The 16,764-nt window shown below is 62.4% G+C and carries 12 protein-coding genes; 6 read left to right on the top strand and 6 right to left on the bottom strand.

What is annotated here, in order from left to right; translation table 11 throughout:
- Positions 1 to 139 precede the first annotated feature (139 nt).
- On the top strand, positions 140 to 1,885 hold the full coding sequence (locus AC3ISR_RS20775) for an ABC transporter permease (RefSeq protein ID WP_463984197.1): 1,746 nt from the start codon (positions 140 to 142) through the stop codon (positions 1,883 to 1,885).
- Between the two features lie 16 nt (positions 1,886 to 1,901).
- Positions 1,902 to 3,224: an ABC transporter ATP-binding protein gene (locus tag AC3ISR_RS20780; RefSeq protein WP_463984196.1), complete on the top strand. Its 1,323-nt coding sequence runs from the start codon at positions 1,902 to 1,904 to the stop codon at positions 3,222 to 3,224.
- A gap of 123 nt (positions 3,225 to 3,347) precedes the next feature.
- On the opposite strand, the gene prpD is transcribed toward AC3ISR_RS20780, so the two are convergent.
- From prpD to AC3ISR_RS20810, 6 genes are all read right to left on the bottom strand, one after another.
- A complete protein-coding gene (gene prpD / locus AC3ISR_RS20785; RefSeq protein ID WP_463984195.1) occupies positions 3,348 to 4,832 on the bottom strand; it encodes a 2-methylcitrate dehydratase in 1,485 nt (494 codons plus the stop codon).
- A 229-nt stretch (positions 4,833 to 5,061) separates the two neighbouring features.
- Positions 5,062 to 6,252 (bottom strand): 2-methylaconitate cis-trans isomerase PrpF, encoded by a 1,191-nt coding sequence (gene prpF, locus AC3ISR_RS20790; RefSeq protein WP_463984194.1) that lies wholly within the window; start codon positions 6,250 to 6,252, stop codon positions 5,062 to 5,064.
- A 9-nt stretch (positions 6,253 to 6,261) separates the two neighbouring features.
- Positions 6,262 to 8,856, bottom strand: coding sequence for a Fe/S-dependent 2-methylisocitrate dehydratase AcnD (gene acnD / locus AC3ISR_RS20795; protein ID WP_463984193.1), 2,595 nt, complete (start codon positions 8,854 to 8,856; stop codon positions 6,262 to 6,264).
- 199 nt (positions 8,857 to 9,055) lie between these two features.
- Positions 9,056 to 10,183, bottom strand: a complete 1,128-nt coding sequence (gene prpC / locus AC3ISR_RS20800; RefSeq protein WP_192297178.1) for a bifunctional 2-methylcitrate synthase/citrate synthase — start codon at positions 10,181 to 10,183, stop codon at positions 9,056 to 9,058.
- Between the two features lie 160 nt (positions 10,184 to 10,343).
- Complete coding sequence (prpB, locus tag AC3ISR_RS20805) at positions 10,344 to 11,237, bottom strand: methylisocitrate lyase (RefSeq protein WP_027603670.1); 894 nt, start codon at positions 11,235 to 11,237, stop codon at positions 10,344 to 10,346.
- Entirely contained in the window at positions 11,237 to 11,947 is a 711-nt protein-coding gene (locus AC3ISR_RS20810; RefSeq protein ID WP_192297179.1) for a GntR family transcriptional regulator, read from the bottom strand. The genes prpB and AC3ISR_RS20810 overlap by 1 nt, the downstream gene beginning before the upstream one ends.
- 272 nt (positions 11,948 to 12,219) lie before the next feature.
- Between AC3ISR_RS20810 and rloA the strand changes: the two genes are divergently transcribed.
- The 4 genes from rloA (at position 12,220) to pabB (ending at position 16,723) form a co-directional block, all read left to right on the top strand.
- Positions 12,220 to 12,756 (top strand): retropepsin-like aspartic peptidase RloA, encoded by a 537-nt coding sequence (gene rloA, locus AC3ISR_RS20815; RefSeq protein ID WP_192297180.1) that lies wholly within the window; start codon positions 12,220 to 12,222, stop codon positions 12,754 to 12,756.
- Positions 12,757 to 12,761: 5 nt separating this feature from the next.
- Complete coding sequence (gene rloB, locus AC3ISR_RS20820) at positions 12,762 to 14,294, top strand: osmotic stress tolerance membrane protein RloB (RefSeq protein ID WP_192297181.1); 1,533 nt, start codon at positions 12,762 to 12,764, stop codon at positions 14,292 to 14,294.
- Positions 14,294 to 15,280 carry an alpha-L-glutamate ligase-like protein gene (locus AC3ISR_RS20825; RefSeq protein ID WP_192297182.1) on the top strand — a complete coding sequence of 329 codons (987 nt, stop codon included), beginning with the start codon at positions 14,294 to 14,296 and terminating at the stop codon, positions 15,278 to 15,280. The genes rloB and AC3ISR_RS20825 overlap by 1 nt, the downstream gene beginning before the upstream one ends.
- Before the next feature lie 99 nt (positions 15,281 to 15,379).
- Positions 15,380 to 16,723 carry an aminodeoxychorismate synthase component I gene (gene pabB, locus AC3ISR_RS20830; RefSeq protein WP_463984192.1) on the top strand — a complete coding sequence of 448 codons (1,344 nt, stop codon included), beginning with the start codon at positions 15,380 to 15,382 and terminating at the stop codon, positions 16,721 to 16,723.
- Positions 16,724 to 16,764: the final 41 nt, after the last annotated feature.

The raw sequence follows: 16,764 nt of genomic DNA on the forward strand, positions 1-16,764 counted from the left end.
CCAGCAGGTCATCGTCCTGATGCACTGCCACCTGACTCTCGGAGAAAGAGCGCCCGCCCCTTCTCGCGGGGTCTTTCGAACCGAAGCCAAGCTCACCCCACCGCTCCCCTGAACCTGAACGCTGCAGGAATGACTGCCTATGAATAAAGTGCTCCGTCACTACATACCAGCATCCACCATGCGCTTGCTGCCCAACCGTTGGGATTTGGTCGCCCTGCCGCTGGTGATCGGCTTTCTGCTGTTTTTTTCCATCACTGCGCGGGAAACCTGGGCCCCCATCGAGACGCTGCAGAGCGAGGTCATTTCCCTCGACCCCGCCAACCTGCCGGAATATGCGATGCGCACCACCCTGCGCATGCTCGCGGCGATGGTCGCGGCGCTGATCTTCACCCTGCTCTACGGCACCCTGGCCGCCAAAAGCCGGCGCGCCGAAAAACTGCTGGTGCCCGTGCTCGACATCCTGCAATCGGTGCCGGTGCTCGGTTACATCTCGTTTACCGTGACCTTCTTCCTGCTGCTGTTTCCCGGCCGCGTACTGGGCGCAGAGTTCGCGGCGATCTTCGCGATCTTCACCAGCCAGGCCTGGAACATGACATTCAGCTTCTACCAGTCGCTGCGCATGCTGCCCCATGACCTGGTGGAAGTGTCCACCAACCTGCGGCTGTCCGGCTGGCAACGGTTCTGGAAGCTCGACGTGCCGTTTGCCATGCCGGGGCTGGTGTGGAACATGATGATGAGCATGTCCGGCGGCTGGTTTTTCGTGGTCGCCTCCGAAGCCATCACCGTCGGCGACAAGACCATCACCCTGCCCGGCGTCGGTTCGTACCTGGCCTTGGCCATTGCCCAGAAAGACCTGCATGCCGTGGGCTATGTGATCCTGGCGATGATCGCGGTGATCCTGATCTACGACCAGTTCCTGTTCCGCCCACTGGTGGCCTGGGCCGACAAGTTCCGCATGGAAACCACCGCCTCCCAGGGCGCTGCGCCGCAATCCTGGGTGCTGAACCTGATCCAGCGCACGCGCATGGTCCAACGCATCCTGCGCCCCATCACCCGCGCCATCGGCCGCATCGGCAACAAACCCTTCAGGCTCGCCGGCGGCGCGTTCAAGGCATTGCCGAGCGAATCGCCGGCAGCGTCCAAGGTGATCGATTGGGTATGGGGCGGATTGATTGGCCTGCTCACGGCCTACGCGCTGTACCACATCGTGCAGTACGTCGGCACCGAAGTGACCTTCGCCGAGGTCGGCCATGTGTTCGTGCTCGGTTTTATAACCCTGCTGCGAGTGACCGGCCTGATCCTGATTGCCTCGCTGATCTGGGTGCCGCTGGGCGTGATGATCGGCCTGCGTCCGCGCCTGGCGCAAAAGATCCAGCCCGTGGCGCAGTTCCTCGCCGCGTTTCCGGCGAACCTGCTGTTCCCGGTGTTCGTCATTGTGATCCTGCACTACCACCTCAACCCGGACATCTGGCTCAGCCCGCTGATCGTCCTGGGCACCCAGTGGTACATCCTGTTCAACGTGGTGGCCGGTGCCAGCGCGTTTCCCAATGACTACAAGGAAGCCGCCGCCAACTTCCGCATTCGCGGCTGGCTGTGGTGGCGCAAGGTGATGCTGCCGGGCATTTTCCCGTACTACGTCACCGGCGCGATTACCGCATCGGGTGGCGCATGGAACGCCAGCATCGTTTCCGAGTATGTGTCCTGGGGCCAGGACAATGTGGTCGCCCACGGCCTTGGCGCCTACATTGCACAAACCACCGCGGCGGGCGACTTCCCGAAAATCGCCCTGGGCGTGGTGGTGATGTCGATCTTTGTGGTGGTCTTCAACCGTGCGGTCTGGCGCCCGATGTACGCCATGGCTGAGAACAAACTGCGTCTGAATTGAGGGGCAATTTGCCGAGATGAGTACCTATACCGAACACACTGCCGACACCCCGGAAATCTACTCGCTGAAAAATGTGAACCGGGTGTTCGGCAAAGGCAAAGACGAGCTGCAAGTGCTCAGCGGCGTGGACCTGAGCCTGCACGAAGGCGAGATCGTCGGCATGCTCGGCCGTTCCGGTTCCGGCAAGTCGACCTTGCTGCGCATTATTGCCGGGCTGATCCAGCCGTCGTCGGGCGACGTGCGCTACCACGGCGTACCGCTGACCGGCCCGGCCGAAGGCGTGGCCATGGTGTTCCAGACCTTTGCCCTGTTCCCGTGGCTGACCGTGCTGGAAAACGTCGAGGCCGGCCTGCAAGCCTTGCAGGTCGAACGCAAGGAAGCCCGCCGCCGTGCCCTGGCCGCCATCGACCTGATCGGCCTGGACGGTTTTGAAAACGCCTACCCCCGCGAATTGTCCGGCGGCATGCGCCAGCGCGTCGGGTTTGCCCGTGGGCTGGTGGTCAACCCGACCCTGCTGCTGATGGACGAACCCTTCTCCGCCCTCGACGTGCTCACCGCCGAAACCCTGCGCACCGACTTGCTGGAGCTGTGGAGTGGCAAGCAATTACCGATCAAATCGATCCTGATCGTGACCCACAACATCGAAGAAGCGGTGTTGATGTGCGACCGCATCCTGGTGCTGTCCTCCAACCCCGGCCGGGTGGTCGCCGAGATCAAGGTGCCGTTTGCCCACCCACGCAACCGCCTGGACCCGACGTTCCGGCAAATGGTCGATGACATCTACGCGCTGATGACCGACCGACGCAGCGCCGATGCCAGCGCCGGCAAGCCGGAGTTGAAGATGAGCAGCCTGCTGCCGGAAGTCTCCACCAACCTGATGGCCGGCCTGATCGAAACCCTGGCCGCCGAGCCCTACAACGGCCACGCGGGCTTGCCCACCGTGGCCGAGCGGCGCTTGCTGGAAGTCGACGACCTGTTCCCGGTGGCCGAGATGCTCGAGCATTTGGGCTTCGCCGAACTCAAGGGCGCCGACATCACCCTCACCGACGCCGGCAAACTGTTTGCCGACTACGGCACCCAGGAACGCAAGACCCTGTTCGCCGAGCATCTGATCCAGCACGTACCGCTGGCCGCGCGCATTCACCAGGTACTGCTCGAACGCAGCGGGCACCGCGCGCCACGGGTGCGTTTCGAGCAGGAGCTGGAAGACTCGATGACCGAAGCCTTCGTGGAAAAGACCCTGGAAAGCGTGGTGGCGTGGGGGCGGTATGCGGAGATCTTTTCGTATGACGACCACACCGAGACCTTCAGCCTGGAGGACGTTGAAGGCAGTATGTAAGAACAACACAGAGCAACCTGTGGGAGCTGGCTTGCCTGCGATAGCGGCCCATCTGTGCCATATGTGTGGCTGACCCACCGCTATCGCAGGCAAGCCAGCTCCCACAGTTGACCGCGTTGTTATTTAAATGACGAACAAATCCACAAAGCGATTGACCGGCGTGGCCTCAAGCTTCGCCTGATCCTTGCACAACGCAAAAATCTCCCCGCTGCGCTGCGCGGTAAACCGCGTGGCCAGGTTGGCCTTGAACTTGTCTTCCAGCAATGCAATACCCTCCACCCGACGACGGCGATGACCAATCGGGTATTCCACCGCCACCTGCTCGGTACTGGAGCCGTCCGTGAAAAACACCTGCACCGCGTTGGCAATTGAGCGTTTGTCGGCTTCCAGGTATTCGCGGCTGTAGCGCGGGTCTTCAACGATGACCATCTTGTCGCGCAACGCGTCGATGATCGGGTGCGCGGCGTGGAATTCATCTTCGTACTGCTCGGCCACCAAATTGCCAAACGCCAGCGGCACGGCGGTCATGTATTGCAGGCAGTGGTCACGGTCGGCAGCGTTGGCCAGTTGGCCGACCTTGGAGATGATGCGGATCGCCGATTCATGGGTGGTGATCACGATGCGCTCGATTTCATGCAGGCGATCCTTGACCAACGGGTGCAAGGTCACGGCGGCTTCGCAGGCGGTTTGCGCGTGGAATTCGGCGGGGAAGCTGATCTTGAACAGCACGTTTTCCATCACGTACGTGCCGTAGGGCTGGGACAGGCTGAATGCGCGTTTGTCTTCGGGCTTGAGGGCCAGGTCCTTGTTGGTGTGGCTGAACAGCACGTCGTAGAAACCCCATTGCGGCGCGCTCAAGACGCCGGGGATGCCCATCTCGCCACGCAGGGCGATGTCGGCCAGGCGCACACCGCGACTCGACGCATCCCCCGCCGCCCAGGACTTGCGCGAACCCGCGTTAGGCGCGTGCCGATAGGTGCGCAGCGCCTGCCCATCGACAAACGCGTGGGACAGCGCGGCAAGCAACTGCTCGCGACTGGCCCCCATCAGCTTGGCGGTCACCGCCGTGGAGGCAACTTTCACTAACAGCACATGGTCGAGGCCGACACGATTGAACGAGTTTTCCAGGGCAATCACTCCCTGAATCTCATGGGCCATGATCATCGCTTCGAGTACCGCACGCACAGTCAGCGGCGCCTCGCCGTTGGCCACGCGTTTTTGTGAGAGGTGATCGGCCACGGCCAGGATGCCACCGAGGTTATCCGAAGGGTGGCCCCATTCAGCAGCGAGCCAGGTGTCGTTGTAGTCAAGCCAACGCACGATGCAGCCGATGTCCCACGCGGCCTTGACCGGGTCCAAGCGGAACGAGGTGCCCGGCACCCGTGCACCGAACGGCACCACCGTGCCCTCGACAATCGGCCCCAGGTGCTTGGTGCACTCGGGGAAACGCAGGGCCAGCAGGCCGCACCCCAGGGTGTCCATCAGGCAGTTGCGGGCGGTGTCCAGGGCGGCCTGGGAATCGATCCGGTAGTTGAGGACGTAGTCGGCGATGTCCTGCAGGACCTGGTCGTAGTCGGGGCGGTTGTTCTGGTCGACATTGGCGCTCATGGCAGTGCTCCAAGAAAGGGTTGGGGTTAGTCCTCGGGCTCACGGTTGTTGAAAGCAGGTCTTGAATGCCTGCCTTGGAATAAAAACTCTACGTAGGTAGTCCCCTGTGGGAGCGGGCTTGCCCACGATGGCGGTGTTTCAGTCGATACAGACTTCACTGACCCAGCGCCTTCGCGAGCAAGCCCGCTCCCACACAAGCCCTATCCCACATTAGGGATTGGTGTTGGGCTTAGAAGGCGTCGCCGGGGATGCGCACGAAGCCTTCCATCAATACCCGCGCACTGCGGCTCATGATGGCTTTTTTCACTACCCACTCACCGTCCACCTGACTGGCTTCGGCGCCCACCCGCAACGTGCCCGACGGATGCCCGAAGCGCACCGCATTGCGCTCCACGCCACCCGCGGCGAGGTTGACCAGCGTGCCGGAAATCGCCGCCGCCGTGCCAATCGCCACCGCCGCCGTGCCCATCATCGCGTGGTGCAACTTGCCCATGGACAGTGCACGCACCAGCAAATCCACATCGTCGGCCTTGATCGCCTTGCCGCTCGAGGCCACGTAGTCCGCAGGCTTGGCCACAAATGCGATCTTCGGTGTGTGCTGGCGCCGGGCCGCTTCATCCAGTTGCTTGATCAGGCCCATACGCAGCGCGCCGTAGGCGCGAACGGTTTCGAACATCGCCAGGGCTTTCGGGTCGCTGTTGATCGCGCCTTGAAGTTCGGTGCCGGTGTAGCCGAGGTCTTCGGCGTTGATGAAGATCGTCGGGATGCCGGCGTTGATCAGCGTCGCCTTGAAGGTGCCGACACCCGGCACCTCGAGGTCGTCGATCAGGTTGCCGGTGGGGAACATCGAACCGCCGCCGCCCTCTTCGTCCGCCGCCGGGTCCATGAACTCCAACTGCACTTCGGCGGCCGGGAAGGTCACGCCATCCAGCTCGAAGTCACCGGTTTCCTGCACGGCGCCGTCGGTGATCGGCACGTGGGCAATGATGGTCTTGCCGATATTGGCCTGCCACACACGCACCACGGCCACGCCGTTGCGGGGCACACGGGCCGGGTCGACCAGCCCCGCGCTGACAGCAAACGAACCGACCGCCGCCGACAGGTTGCCGCAGTTGCCGCTCCAATCCACGAACGGCTTGTCGATGGACACCTGGCCGAACAGGTAATCCACGTCGTGCTCGGCGCGGGTGCTTTTGGCGAGGATCACGGTTTTGCTGGTGCTCGACGTGGCGCCGCCCATGCCGTCGATTTGCTTGTCATAGGGGTCGGGGCTGCCGATCACCCGCAGCAGCAGGGCGTCGCGTGCCGCGCCCGGTACCTGCGCCGCTTCGGGCAGGTCCGTGAGGCTGAAAAACACGCCTTTGCTGGTGCCGCCACGCATGTAGGTGGCGGGGATCTTGATTTGCGCTACGTGTGCCATGGTTCCCCCTCAGGCCGTTGCCGCCGATTCCAGGAAGTCCTGGGCAAAACGCTGCAACACGCCACCCGCTTCGTAGATCGACACTTCTTCGGCAGTGTCGAGGCGGCAGGTCACCGGCACTTCGACACGTTCGCCATTCTTGCGGTTGATCACCAGGGTCAGCGTGGCACGCGGGGTGCGTGCGCCGACCACGTCATAGGTTTCGCTGCCATCGATCTGCAACGTATGACGGTCGGTGCCCGGCAGGAACTCCAGCGGCAACACGCCCATGCCCACCAGATTGGTGCGGTGGATGCGCTCGAAACCTTCGGCGGCGATCGCTTCCACACCGGCCAGGCGCACGCCCTTGGCCGCCCAGTCACGGGACGAGCCCTGACCGTAGTCGGCGCCGGCAATGATGATCAGCGGCTGCTTGCGTTCCATGTAGGTTTCGATGGCTTCCCACATCCGCGTGACCTGGCCTTCCGGCTCGATCCGCGCCAGGGAGCCCTGCTTGACCTTGCCGTTTTCCACCACCATTTCGTTGAACAGTTTCGGGTTGGCAAAGGTCGCGCGCTGCGCAGTCAAGTGGTCGCCGCGATGGGTCGCGTAGGAGTTGAAGTCGACTTCCGGCAAGCCCATTTTCGCCAGGTATTCACCGGCGGCGCTGTCGAGCATGATCGCGTTGGACGGCGACAGGTGGTCGGTGGTGATGTTGTCCGGCAGCACCGCCAGCGGGCGCATGCCCTTGAGCGGACGGGCGCCGGCCAGCGCGCCTTCCCAGTAAGGCGGTCGACGGATATAGGTGCTTTGCGGGCGCCAGTCGTACAGCGGCGCGACTTTGGGGCCGGTGTCTTCATGGATCGCGAACATCGGGATGTAGACCTTGCGGAACTGCTCCGGCTTGACCGAGGCCTTGACCACCGCGTCGATTTCTTCGTCGCTCGGCCAGATGTCTTGCAGGCGGATTTCCTGGCCGTTGGCGTCGACGCCGAGCACGTCTTTTTCGATGTCGAAACGGATGGTGCCAGCAATCGCGTAGGCCACCACCAACGGCGGCGAGGCGAGGAATGCTTGCTTGGCGTACGGGTGAATGCGCCCGTCAAAGTTGCGGTTACCCGACAGCACGGCGGTGGCGTACAAGTCGCGGTCGATGATTTCCTGCTGGATCACCGGATCGAGCGCGCCGGACATGCCGTTGCACGTGGTGCAGGCAAACGCCACCACGCCAAAGCCGAGTTGTTCCAGTTCATGATCCAGGCCGGCGTCTTCCAGGTACATGGCCACGGTCTTCGAACCTGGCGCCAATGAGGATTTGACCCACGGTTTGCGCGTCAGCCCCAGTTTGTTGGCATTGCGTGCCAGAAGGCCTGCGGCAATCACGTTGCGCGGGTTGCTGGTGTTGGTGCAACTGGTGATGGCCGCAATGATCACCGCGCCGTCGGGCATCTGGCCGGGCACGTCTTCCCATTGGCCGCTGATGCCTTTGGCGGCCAGGTCGCTGGTCGCCACGCGCGCATGGGGGTTGCTCGGGCCTGCCATGTTGCGCACTACGCTGGACAGGTCGAACGTCAGGCCGCGCTCGTATTGCGCGCTTTTGAGGTCATCGGCCCACAGGCCGGTGTGACGTGCATATTGCTCCACCAGCGCGACCTGTTCGTCTTCGCGGCCGGTGAGTTTCAGGTAGGCGATGGTTTGCTGATCGATATAGAACATCGCCGCCGTGGCCCCGTATTCCGGGGCCATGTTGGAGATGGTCGCACGGTCGCCGAGGGTCAGGGCCGAAGCACCTTCGCCAAAGAACTCCAGCCACGCGCCCACCACTTTCTGTTTGCGCAGGAACTCGGTCAGCGCCAGCACCATGTCGGTGGCGGTGATGCCCGGTTGCAGCTTACCCGTCAGCTCGACACCGACGCTTTCCGGCAGGCGCATCCACGAGGCGCGGCCGAGCATCACGCTCTCGGCTTCGAGGCCGCCGACGCCGATGGCGATCACGCCCAACGCGTCCACGTGCGGGGTGTGGCTGTCGGTGCCGACACAGGTATCCGGGAAGGCCACGCCGTCACGCACCTGGATCACCGGGGACATTTTCTCCAGGTTGATCTGGTGCATGATGCCGTTGCCCGGCGGAATCACGTCGACGTTCTTGAAGGCTTTCTTGGTCCACTCGATAAAGTGGAAGCGGTCTTCGTTGCGCCGGTCTTCGATGGCGCGGTTCTTCTCGAACGCGTCCGGATCAAAACCACCGGCTTCGACGGCCAGGGAGTGGTCGACGATCAATTGCGTCGGCACCACCGGGTTGACCTGCGCCGGGTCGCCGCCTTGCAGGGCGATGGCGTCGCGCAGGCCGGCGAGGTCGACCAGGGCGGTCTGGCCGAGGATGTCATGGCACACCACACGGGCCGGGAACCACGGGAAGTCGAGGTCACGCTTGCGCTCGATCAGTTGGCGCAGGGACGCATTGAGGGTGGCCGGGTCACAGCGACGCACGAGGTTTTCGGCGAGCACGCGGGAGGTGTAGGGCAAGGTGGCGTAGGCACCGGGGGTGATGGCCTCGACAGCCGCGCGGGCGTCGAAGAAATCCAGGCGGCTGCCGGGGAGCGGTTTGCGAAATTCAGTGTTCATCGTCAGGACTCGGTCACGGTAGTTGCAAAAGGAAGACCTGTGCCTATCCAGAATTGAAATGCGATCCCAGTGTGGGAGCGGGCTTGCTCGCGAAAGCGGTGTGTCATTCAACACACCCGCGACTGAGACACCGCTTTCGCGAGCAAGCCCGCTCCCACATTTGATCCGGTTTCCAATTCAGGGTCGCCGGTCTTCTTACTCAGCGACGTTCGATTGCCACGAACTTGCGCTGTTCTACGCCGATGTACTCGGCGCTTGGACGGATGATGCGGTTGTTGGCACGCTGCTCGAACACATGCGCAGCCCAGCCGGTCAGGCGCGAGCAGACAAAGATCGGCGTGAACAGCTTTGTCGGGATACCCATGAAGTGGTACGCCGAGGCATGGTAGAAGTCGGCGTTGGGGAACAGCTTCTTCTGCTCCCACATGGTCTTGTCGATGGCTTCGGACACCGGGAACAACACGGTGTCGCCCACTTCGTCAGCAAGCTTTTTCGCCCAGCCCTTGATCACTTCATTGCGCGGGTCGTTGTCTTTGTAGATCGCGTGGCCAAAGCCCATGATCTTGTCCTTGCGCGCCAGCATGCCGAGGGTGCCTTCGACCGCTTCTTCAGCGGACGAGAACCGCTCGATCATTTCCATCGCCGCTTCGTTGGCACCGCCATGCAGAGGGCCGCGCAGGGAGCCGATGGCGGCGGTGACGCAGGAATACAAGTCCGACAGGGTCGACGCACACACCCGGGCGGTGAAGGTCGAGGCGTTGAATTCGTGTTCGGCATAGAGGATCAGCGACACATTCATCACCTTGACGTGCAGCTCGCTCGGCTTCTTGCCGTGCAACAGGTGCAGGAAATGCCCGCCAATGCTTGGCTCGTCGGTCACGCAGTCGATGCGCTGGCCGTCGTGGCTGAAGCGATACCAGTAGCACATGATCGCCGGGAAGGCGGCGAGCAGGCGGTCGGTGACGTCGCGTTGCACGCTGAAGTCGGTTTCCGGCTCGATGTTGCCCAGGAACGAGCAACCCGTGCGCATCACGTCCATCGGGTGGGCGTCGGCGGGGATGCGTTCCAGCACTTCCTTCAGGGCTTGGGGCAGGTCGCGCAGCTTGCTCAGCTTGGCGCTGTAGGCGGCCAGTTCGGCCTTGCTCGGCAGTTCACCGTACAGCAGCAGGTAGGCGACTTCTTCAAACTGCGCATCGGCGGCCAGTTCGCGCACGTCGTAGCCGCGATAGGTCAGGCCGGCACCGGCCTGGCCCACGGTGGACAGTGCGGTCTGCCCGGCCACCTGGCCACGCAGGCCGGCGCCGCTCAGTACTTTTGCTTCAGCCATGTCTGTTCTCCAATCTTGTACTTATAGGGAGTCGCGTGTGGAGCTGGGTTCGTGTGGGAGCGGGCTTGCTCGCGAAGACGGTGTGTCAGTCACAGCAATTACAGCTGATACACCGCTTTCGCGAGCAAGCCCGCTCCCACACAAGCCTGCTCCCACAAAATCACTTTTTCGCAGCAAACAACGCGTCGAGCTTCTGCTCGAAGGTGTGGTAGTCGATGCGGTCGTACAGTTCCATGCGGGTTTGCATGGTGTCGATCACGTTCTGTTGGGTGCCGTCGCGACGGATCGCGGTGTATACATTCTCGGCGGCCTTGTTCATGGCGCGGAAGGCCGAGAGCGGGTACAGCACGATGGAAACATCGGCAGATTTCAACTGTTCGGTGGTGTACAGCGGCGTGGCGCCGAATTCGGTGATGTTGGCCAGGATCGGGGCTTTCACACGGGCGGCGAACAGCTTGTACATCTCCAGTTCCGTGATGGCTTCAGGGAAGACCATGTCGGCGCCGGCCTCGATGCAGGCGGCGGCACGCTCAAGGGCGGACTCCAGGCCTTCCACCGCGAGGGCGTCGGTGCGCGCCATGATCACGAAGCTGTCATCGGTGCGCGCATCCACGGCGGCCTTGATGCGGTCGACCATTTCCTGCTGGGACACGATTTCCTTGTTCGGGCGGTGGCCGCAGCGCTTGGCACCGACCTGGTCTTCGATGTGGATGGCGGCAGCGCCGAACTTGATCATCGACTTGACCGTACGCGCCACGTTGAACGCCGAGGAGCCGAAACCGGTGTCCACGTCCACCAGCAGCGGCAGATCACACACGTCGGTGATGCGGCGCACGTCGGTGAGCACGTCATCCAGGCCGGTGATGCCCAGGTCCGGCACCCCCAGGGAACCCGCCGCAACCCCGCCACCCGACAGGTAAATGGCCTTGAATCCGGCGCGCTTGGCCAGCAGCGCGTGGTTGGCATTGATCGCGCCAACCACTTGCAGCGGGTGCTCACTGGCGACGGCGTCACGGAAACGCTGGCCTGGGGTGCTCTTGTTATTGGAACTCATCATTCACCTCGTGATTGGGCTGCGCCGTCGGGGAAGTGACGGGCAATGTTGCGTTTGGATGCGCCGATGTGGCGGCGCATCAACAGTTCGGCCAGTTCACCGTCGCGATCGGCAATCGCGTCCAGAATCCGGTGGTGTTCGGCAAAGGCCTGGCGTGGACGATTGGGTGTGGCGGAGAACTGGATGCGGTACATGCGCACCAACTGGTACAGCTCGCCGCAGAGCATTTGCGTGAGGGTGCGGTTGCCGGCGCCCTGGATGATCCGGTAGTGGAAGTCGAAATCGCCTTCCTGCTGGTAGTAGCCGACGCCAGCCTGGAACGCGGCGTCGCGTTCGTGGGTATGCAGCACTTGGCGCAGCTCTTCGATTTCGGCGTCGGTCATGCGCTCGGCCGCCAGGCGGCAGGCCATGCCTTCGAGGGATTCGCGGATTTCATAGAGTTCGATCAACTCGGCGTGGCTCAACGACACCACCCGCGCGCCAACATGCGGTATGCGCACCAGCAGGCGCTGGCCTTCCAGGCGGTGGATCGCCTCACGCAGCGGGCCACGGCTGATGCCGTAGGTGCGCGCCAGCTCCGGCTCGGAGATCTTGCTGCCGGGGGCGATCTCGCCCTTGACGATGGCGGCCTGGATACGGCGGAAGACGTTCTCAGACATGGTCTGGGATTCGTCCGTTGTCGCCACCGAGGCTTCCGCTTGATCCAGCATATTGTCGACACCTTTAAAATCAATGTGGCAAAAACTAGCCAATCAAGCCTGGATAGTCAAAGAATAAATCCACATTGTCGACAATCGTCTAATAACCCCCTTCACACTTGATAAGGGCATGGCCGCCTGCCAGCGCTGGCGCCAAAAAAGCATCATGTTAGAATGCCCGCCGCTTTTGCCTGACATCACCTGATGAAAAGGCGCACGAGGGAGTTTGCGCAGCAATGCCAGTCGCCTTGAATTGAACATCGCACTGTACAGCCTCGGGATTTATGAGACTCAAGCCCTTCCTTCTATTGATTAGCCTCTTGACCCTACCAAGCCTTGGCGTTGCCGCCGAGAAGACTGTGTATGGCCTGAACGAATACGCCAAGCTGGCGGGTATCGACCTCGAAGTCGCCGCCAAACTCGACACCGGTGCCAAGACCGCCTCCCTCAGTGCCCGCGACATCAAGCGCTTCAAGCGCAATGGTGAATCCTGGGTACGCTTCTACCTGGCCATCGACACCGCCCATTCCCACCCCATCGAACTGCCCCTGGCCCGCGTCAGCAAGATCAAGCGCCGCGCCGGTGACTACGACCCCGATGAGGACAAGAAATACACCGCCCGTCCGGTGATTGCCCTCGACGTCTGCATGGGCAACGCTTTACGCAGCATCGAAGTGAACTTGACTGACCGTAGCGCATTCCAATACCCGCTGCTGATCGGCTCCGAAGCCTTGAAACGCTTTGATGCGCTGGTCGACCCCAGTCTTAAATACGCAGCAGGCAAACCCGCCTGCGCCGCCGACGCTTATACCGCCGAGTAAACCGAATGCGCTCTCTGACCCTGCACCTGAAAATCCTGATCACCATCCTGGTGGTGTTGGGTATTTCGGTCACCGCCTACCAGATTTTCGTGCTGGGGATCCCCGTTACCGAGGACGCCACCGACGACTTGTGGAATATCGACGCCAAGGTCGAGTTCGTCGCCAACCCGAAGGACCCGGTGAAGATCCAAATGTTCGTGCCGCCGCTGAGCCGCGACTTCGTCAGCCTCAACGAGAGCTTCATCTCGAACAACTACGGGGTCAGCGTCAACCGCATCGACGGCAACCGCAAGGTGACCTGGTCGGCGCGCCGCGCCAAAGGCAACCAGACCCTGTATTACCGCCTGGTGCTGACCAAGCGTTACAGCGGTGAAAAGGTCAAGATCAAGGGCCCGACCTTCCGCGACAGCATCGCCGTGGAAGGCCCGGAAAAAATCGCCGCCGAAGCCCTGCTGGCGCCGATCCGCCAGCACTCGGCCGACGTCGAGACCTTCATCACCGAAGCCATCAAGCGCACCAACAACCTCAACGACGACAACGTGAAGCTGCTGCTGGCGGGCGACCCGTCGACGCCGCACAAGGCCAAGATCGTCGAGTTGCTGCTGTCCATCGCCCACGTGCCGGTGGAAAAAGTCCACACCATCCGCCTCGTCGCCGACCAACCACAAACCCCGGAGCTGTGGCTGCGCAGTTTCAACGGCAATGACTGGCTGTACTTCAACCCGGAAACCGGCGAACAAGGCCTGCCCGCCGACCGCCTGCTGTGGTGGACTGGCGATGAAAACCTGATCACGGTGGATGGCGGCAAGAAAGCCATGGTGACCTTCAGCCTGAACAACAGCGAGATGAACGCGATTCGCCTGGCCAAGCTGACGGACGAAAACACCGACGCCAACTTCCTCGAATACTCGTTGTACGGCCTGCCGCTGCAAACCCAGCAGACCTTCATGATCATGGTGATGATCCCGATCGGCGTGCTGGTGATCCTGATCCTGCGCAACCTGATCGGCTTGCAGACGCTGGGCACCTTCACCCCGGTGCTGATCGCCCTGGCCTTCCGCGAGACACAGCTGGGCTTCGGGATTGTGCTGTTTACGATTATCACGGCGCTGGGGCTTTCGTTGCGCTCCTACCTGGAGCATTTGAAGTTGCAGATGCTGCCGAGGCTGTCGGTGGTGCTGACCTTCGTGGTGGTGCTGATCGCCGCCATCAGCCTGTTCAGCCACAAGCTGGGCCTGGAGCGCGGCTTGTCGGTGGCGCTGTTCCCTATGGTGATCCTGACCATGACCATCGAACGCCTGTCGATCACCTGGGAGGAACGCGGCGCCAACCATGCGCTGAAAGTGGCGATCGGCACGTTGTTCGCCGCGTCCCTGGCGCACCTGATCATGAGCGTGCCGGAGCTGGTGTACTTCGTGTTTACCTTCCCGGCGATCCTGTTGATCCTGGTGGGCTTCATGCTGGCCATGGGGCGTTATCGCGGCTACCGCCTGACCGAGCTGGTGCGTTTCAAGGCGTTCTTGAAGGCTGACCAGTAATGTTCGGTTTCTGGAAGACCTGGAAAGCCCTCGAAGCGCGGGGAATCATGGGCATCAACCGGCGTAATGCCGACTACGTGCTCAAGTACAACAAGCGCAGCCTGTACCCGATCGTGGATGACAAGATCATCACCAAGGAACGGGCGATTGCCGCTGGCATCCACGTGCCGCAAATGTACGGAGTGATCTCCACCGAGAAGGAAATCGACAAGCTCGACGAGATCATCGGTGGGCGCAGCGACTTCGTGATCAAGCCGGCCCAGGGCGCCGGCGGTGATGGCATCCTGGTGGTGGCGGACCGCTTCGAGGGCCGCTATCGCACGGTGTCGGGCAAGATCATCAGCCATGAAGAAATCGAGCATCAGATCTCCAGCATCCTCACCGGCCTGTATTCCCTGGGCGGCCACCGTGACCGCGCGCTGATCGAGTACCGCGTGGTACCCGACCAGATCTTCAAGAGCATCAGCTACGAAGGCGTGCCGGACATCCGCATCATTGTGCTGATGGGTTACCCGGTGATGGCCATGTTGCGCCTGCCGACACGCCAGTCCGGCGGCAAGGCCAACCTGCACCAGGGGGCCATCGGCGTGGGCGTCGACCTGGCCACCGGCCTGACCCTGCGGGGCACCTGGCTGAACAACATCATCACCAAACACCCCGACACCACCAACGCGGTGGACGGCGTGCAACTGCCCAACTGGGACGGTTTCATGAAGCTCGCGGCCGGTTGCTACGAGCTGTGCGGGCTGGGTTATATCGGCGTGGACATGGTGCTCGACCAGGAAAAAGGCCCGCTGATCCTGGAACTGAATGCGCGGCCGGGGCTGAATATCCAGATCGCCAACGACTGCGGGCTGACCCTGCGCACCCACGCGGTGGAAGCACGGTTGGAGGAGCTGAAAGCGGCTGGCGTGAGCGAAACTCCGGAAGAACGGGTGAAATTTGTGCAGGAAATGTTTGGGCATATTCCGCCGGTTGAAGGTTGATCCGGCCCTCAAACTGTCTATCCCCGACATCCCCTCTAGGAGCTAGTCCTACAGGGGACTACAATGCCCTCCCCCGCGCCCATGGCTGATCCACCCCGCATGTCGACCTGTTCTGTACACCCGCTGCCCTACCGGACCAACCCCGTCGAGTATTTCGCAGCGATTCGCCATGCGCCTGGCGCGGTGCTGCTGGACAGCGGCCGCCCGGCTGCCGAGCGTGGCCGCTATGACCTGCTCAGCGCCTGGCCTGTAGAGACATTGACGGTATCGCCTGACGAAAACGGTAGTAATTTCCTGCAACGCCTGCGGGAAAACCTGGCGCAGCTAGGTGAGGCGGATTTGCCGGCCGGTTATGCACTGCCGTTTGCCGGCGGCTTGATCGGCTACCTGAGCTATGACTTTGGCCGGCACCTTGAGCAGATGCCCCATCTGGCAGCCGACGATTTACACCTGCCGGATGCGCGTTTTGGGCTGTACGCCTGGGCGCTGATCAGTGATCACCAGGCGCAGACCAGCCAATTGGTGTTTCATCCGACACTGCCCGCCAATGAGCGGCAACGGCTGATCGCGCTGTTCAGCGCCGACGCCAGCGACATACCGGTGCCTTTCAAGCTTCAAGGCCCCATGGCCCCCGACCTCACCGCCGAGGCCTATCGACAGGCCATCGTGCGGATTCAGGACTACATCCAGGCCGGCGACTGCTACCAGGTCAACTTTGCCCAGCGCTTTCGCGCGCCGTGCAGCGGGGACCCGTGGGTCGCCTACTGCGCCCTGCGCGCAGCCTGCCCTACGCCTTTCTCCGGGTTCCAGAGCCTGCCCGATGACGGCGCCGTGCTGAGCCTGTCGCCGGAACGCTTCGTGCACATCAGCGAACGCCGCGTTGAAACCCGCCCGATCAAAGGCACCCGCCCCCGTGGCCTGACGCCAGAAGAAGACGCCGCCAACGCCGCCGAACTGCTGACCAGCCCCAAGGATCGCGCCGAAAACCTGATGATCGTCGACCTGCTGCGCAACGACCTCGGCCGCACCTGCCGCACCGGCTCGGTGAGCGTGCCGGAACTGTTCAGCCTGGAAAGCTACCCCAACGTGCACCATCTGGTCAGCAGCGTTGTCGGCACCCTGGCCGATGACAAGGACGCCCTCGACTTGATCGCCGGCAGCTTCCCCGGCGGCTCCATCACCGGCGCACCGAAGATCCGCGCGATGCAGATCATCGACGAGCTTGAACCTACAAGGCGCGGTTTGTACTGCGGCTCGTTGGTGTACCTGGACGTGCGTGGCGAGATGGACAGTTCCATCGCCATCCGCAGCTTGCTGGTCAAGGACGGGCAGGTTTGTTGCTGGGGCGGCGGCGGGATTGTCGCGGACTCGGAATGGGAGGCGGAGTACCAGGAGTCGCTGACGAAGGTGCGGGTGTTGTTGGAGACACTGGACGGTTTGTAGTGACTGGGCTGGCCTCTTCGCAGGCAAGCCAGCTCCCACAC

The organism is Pseudomonas sp. GL_117 (genome assembly GCF_057835125.1).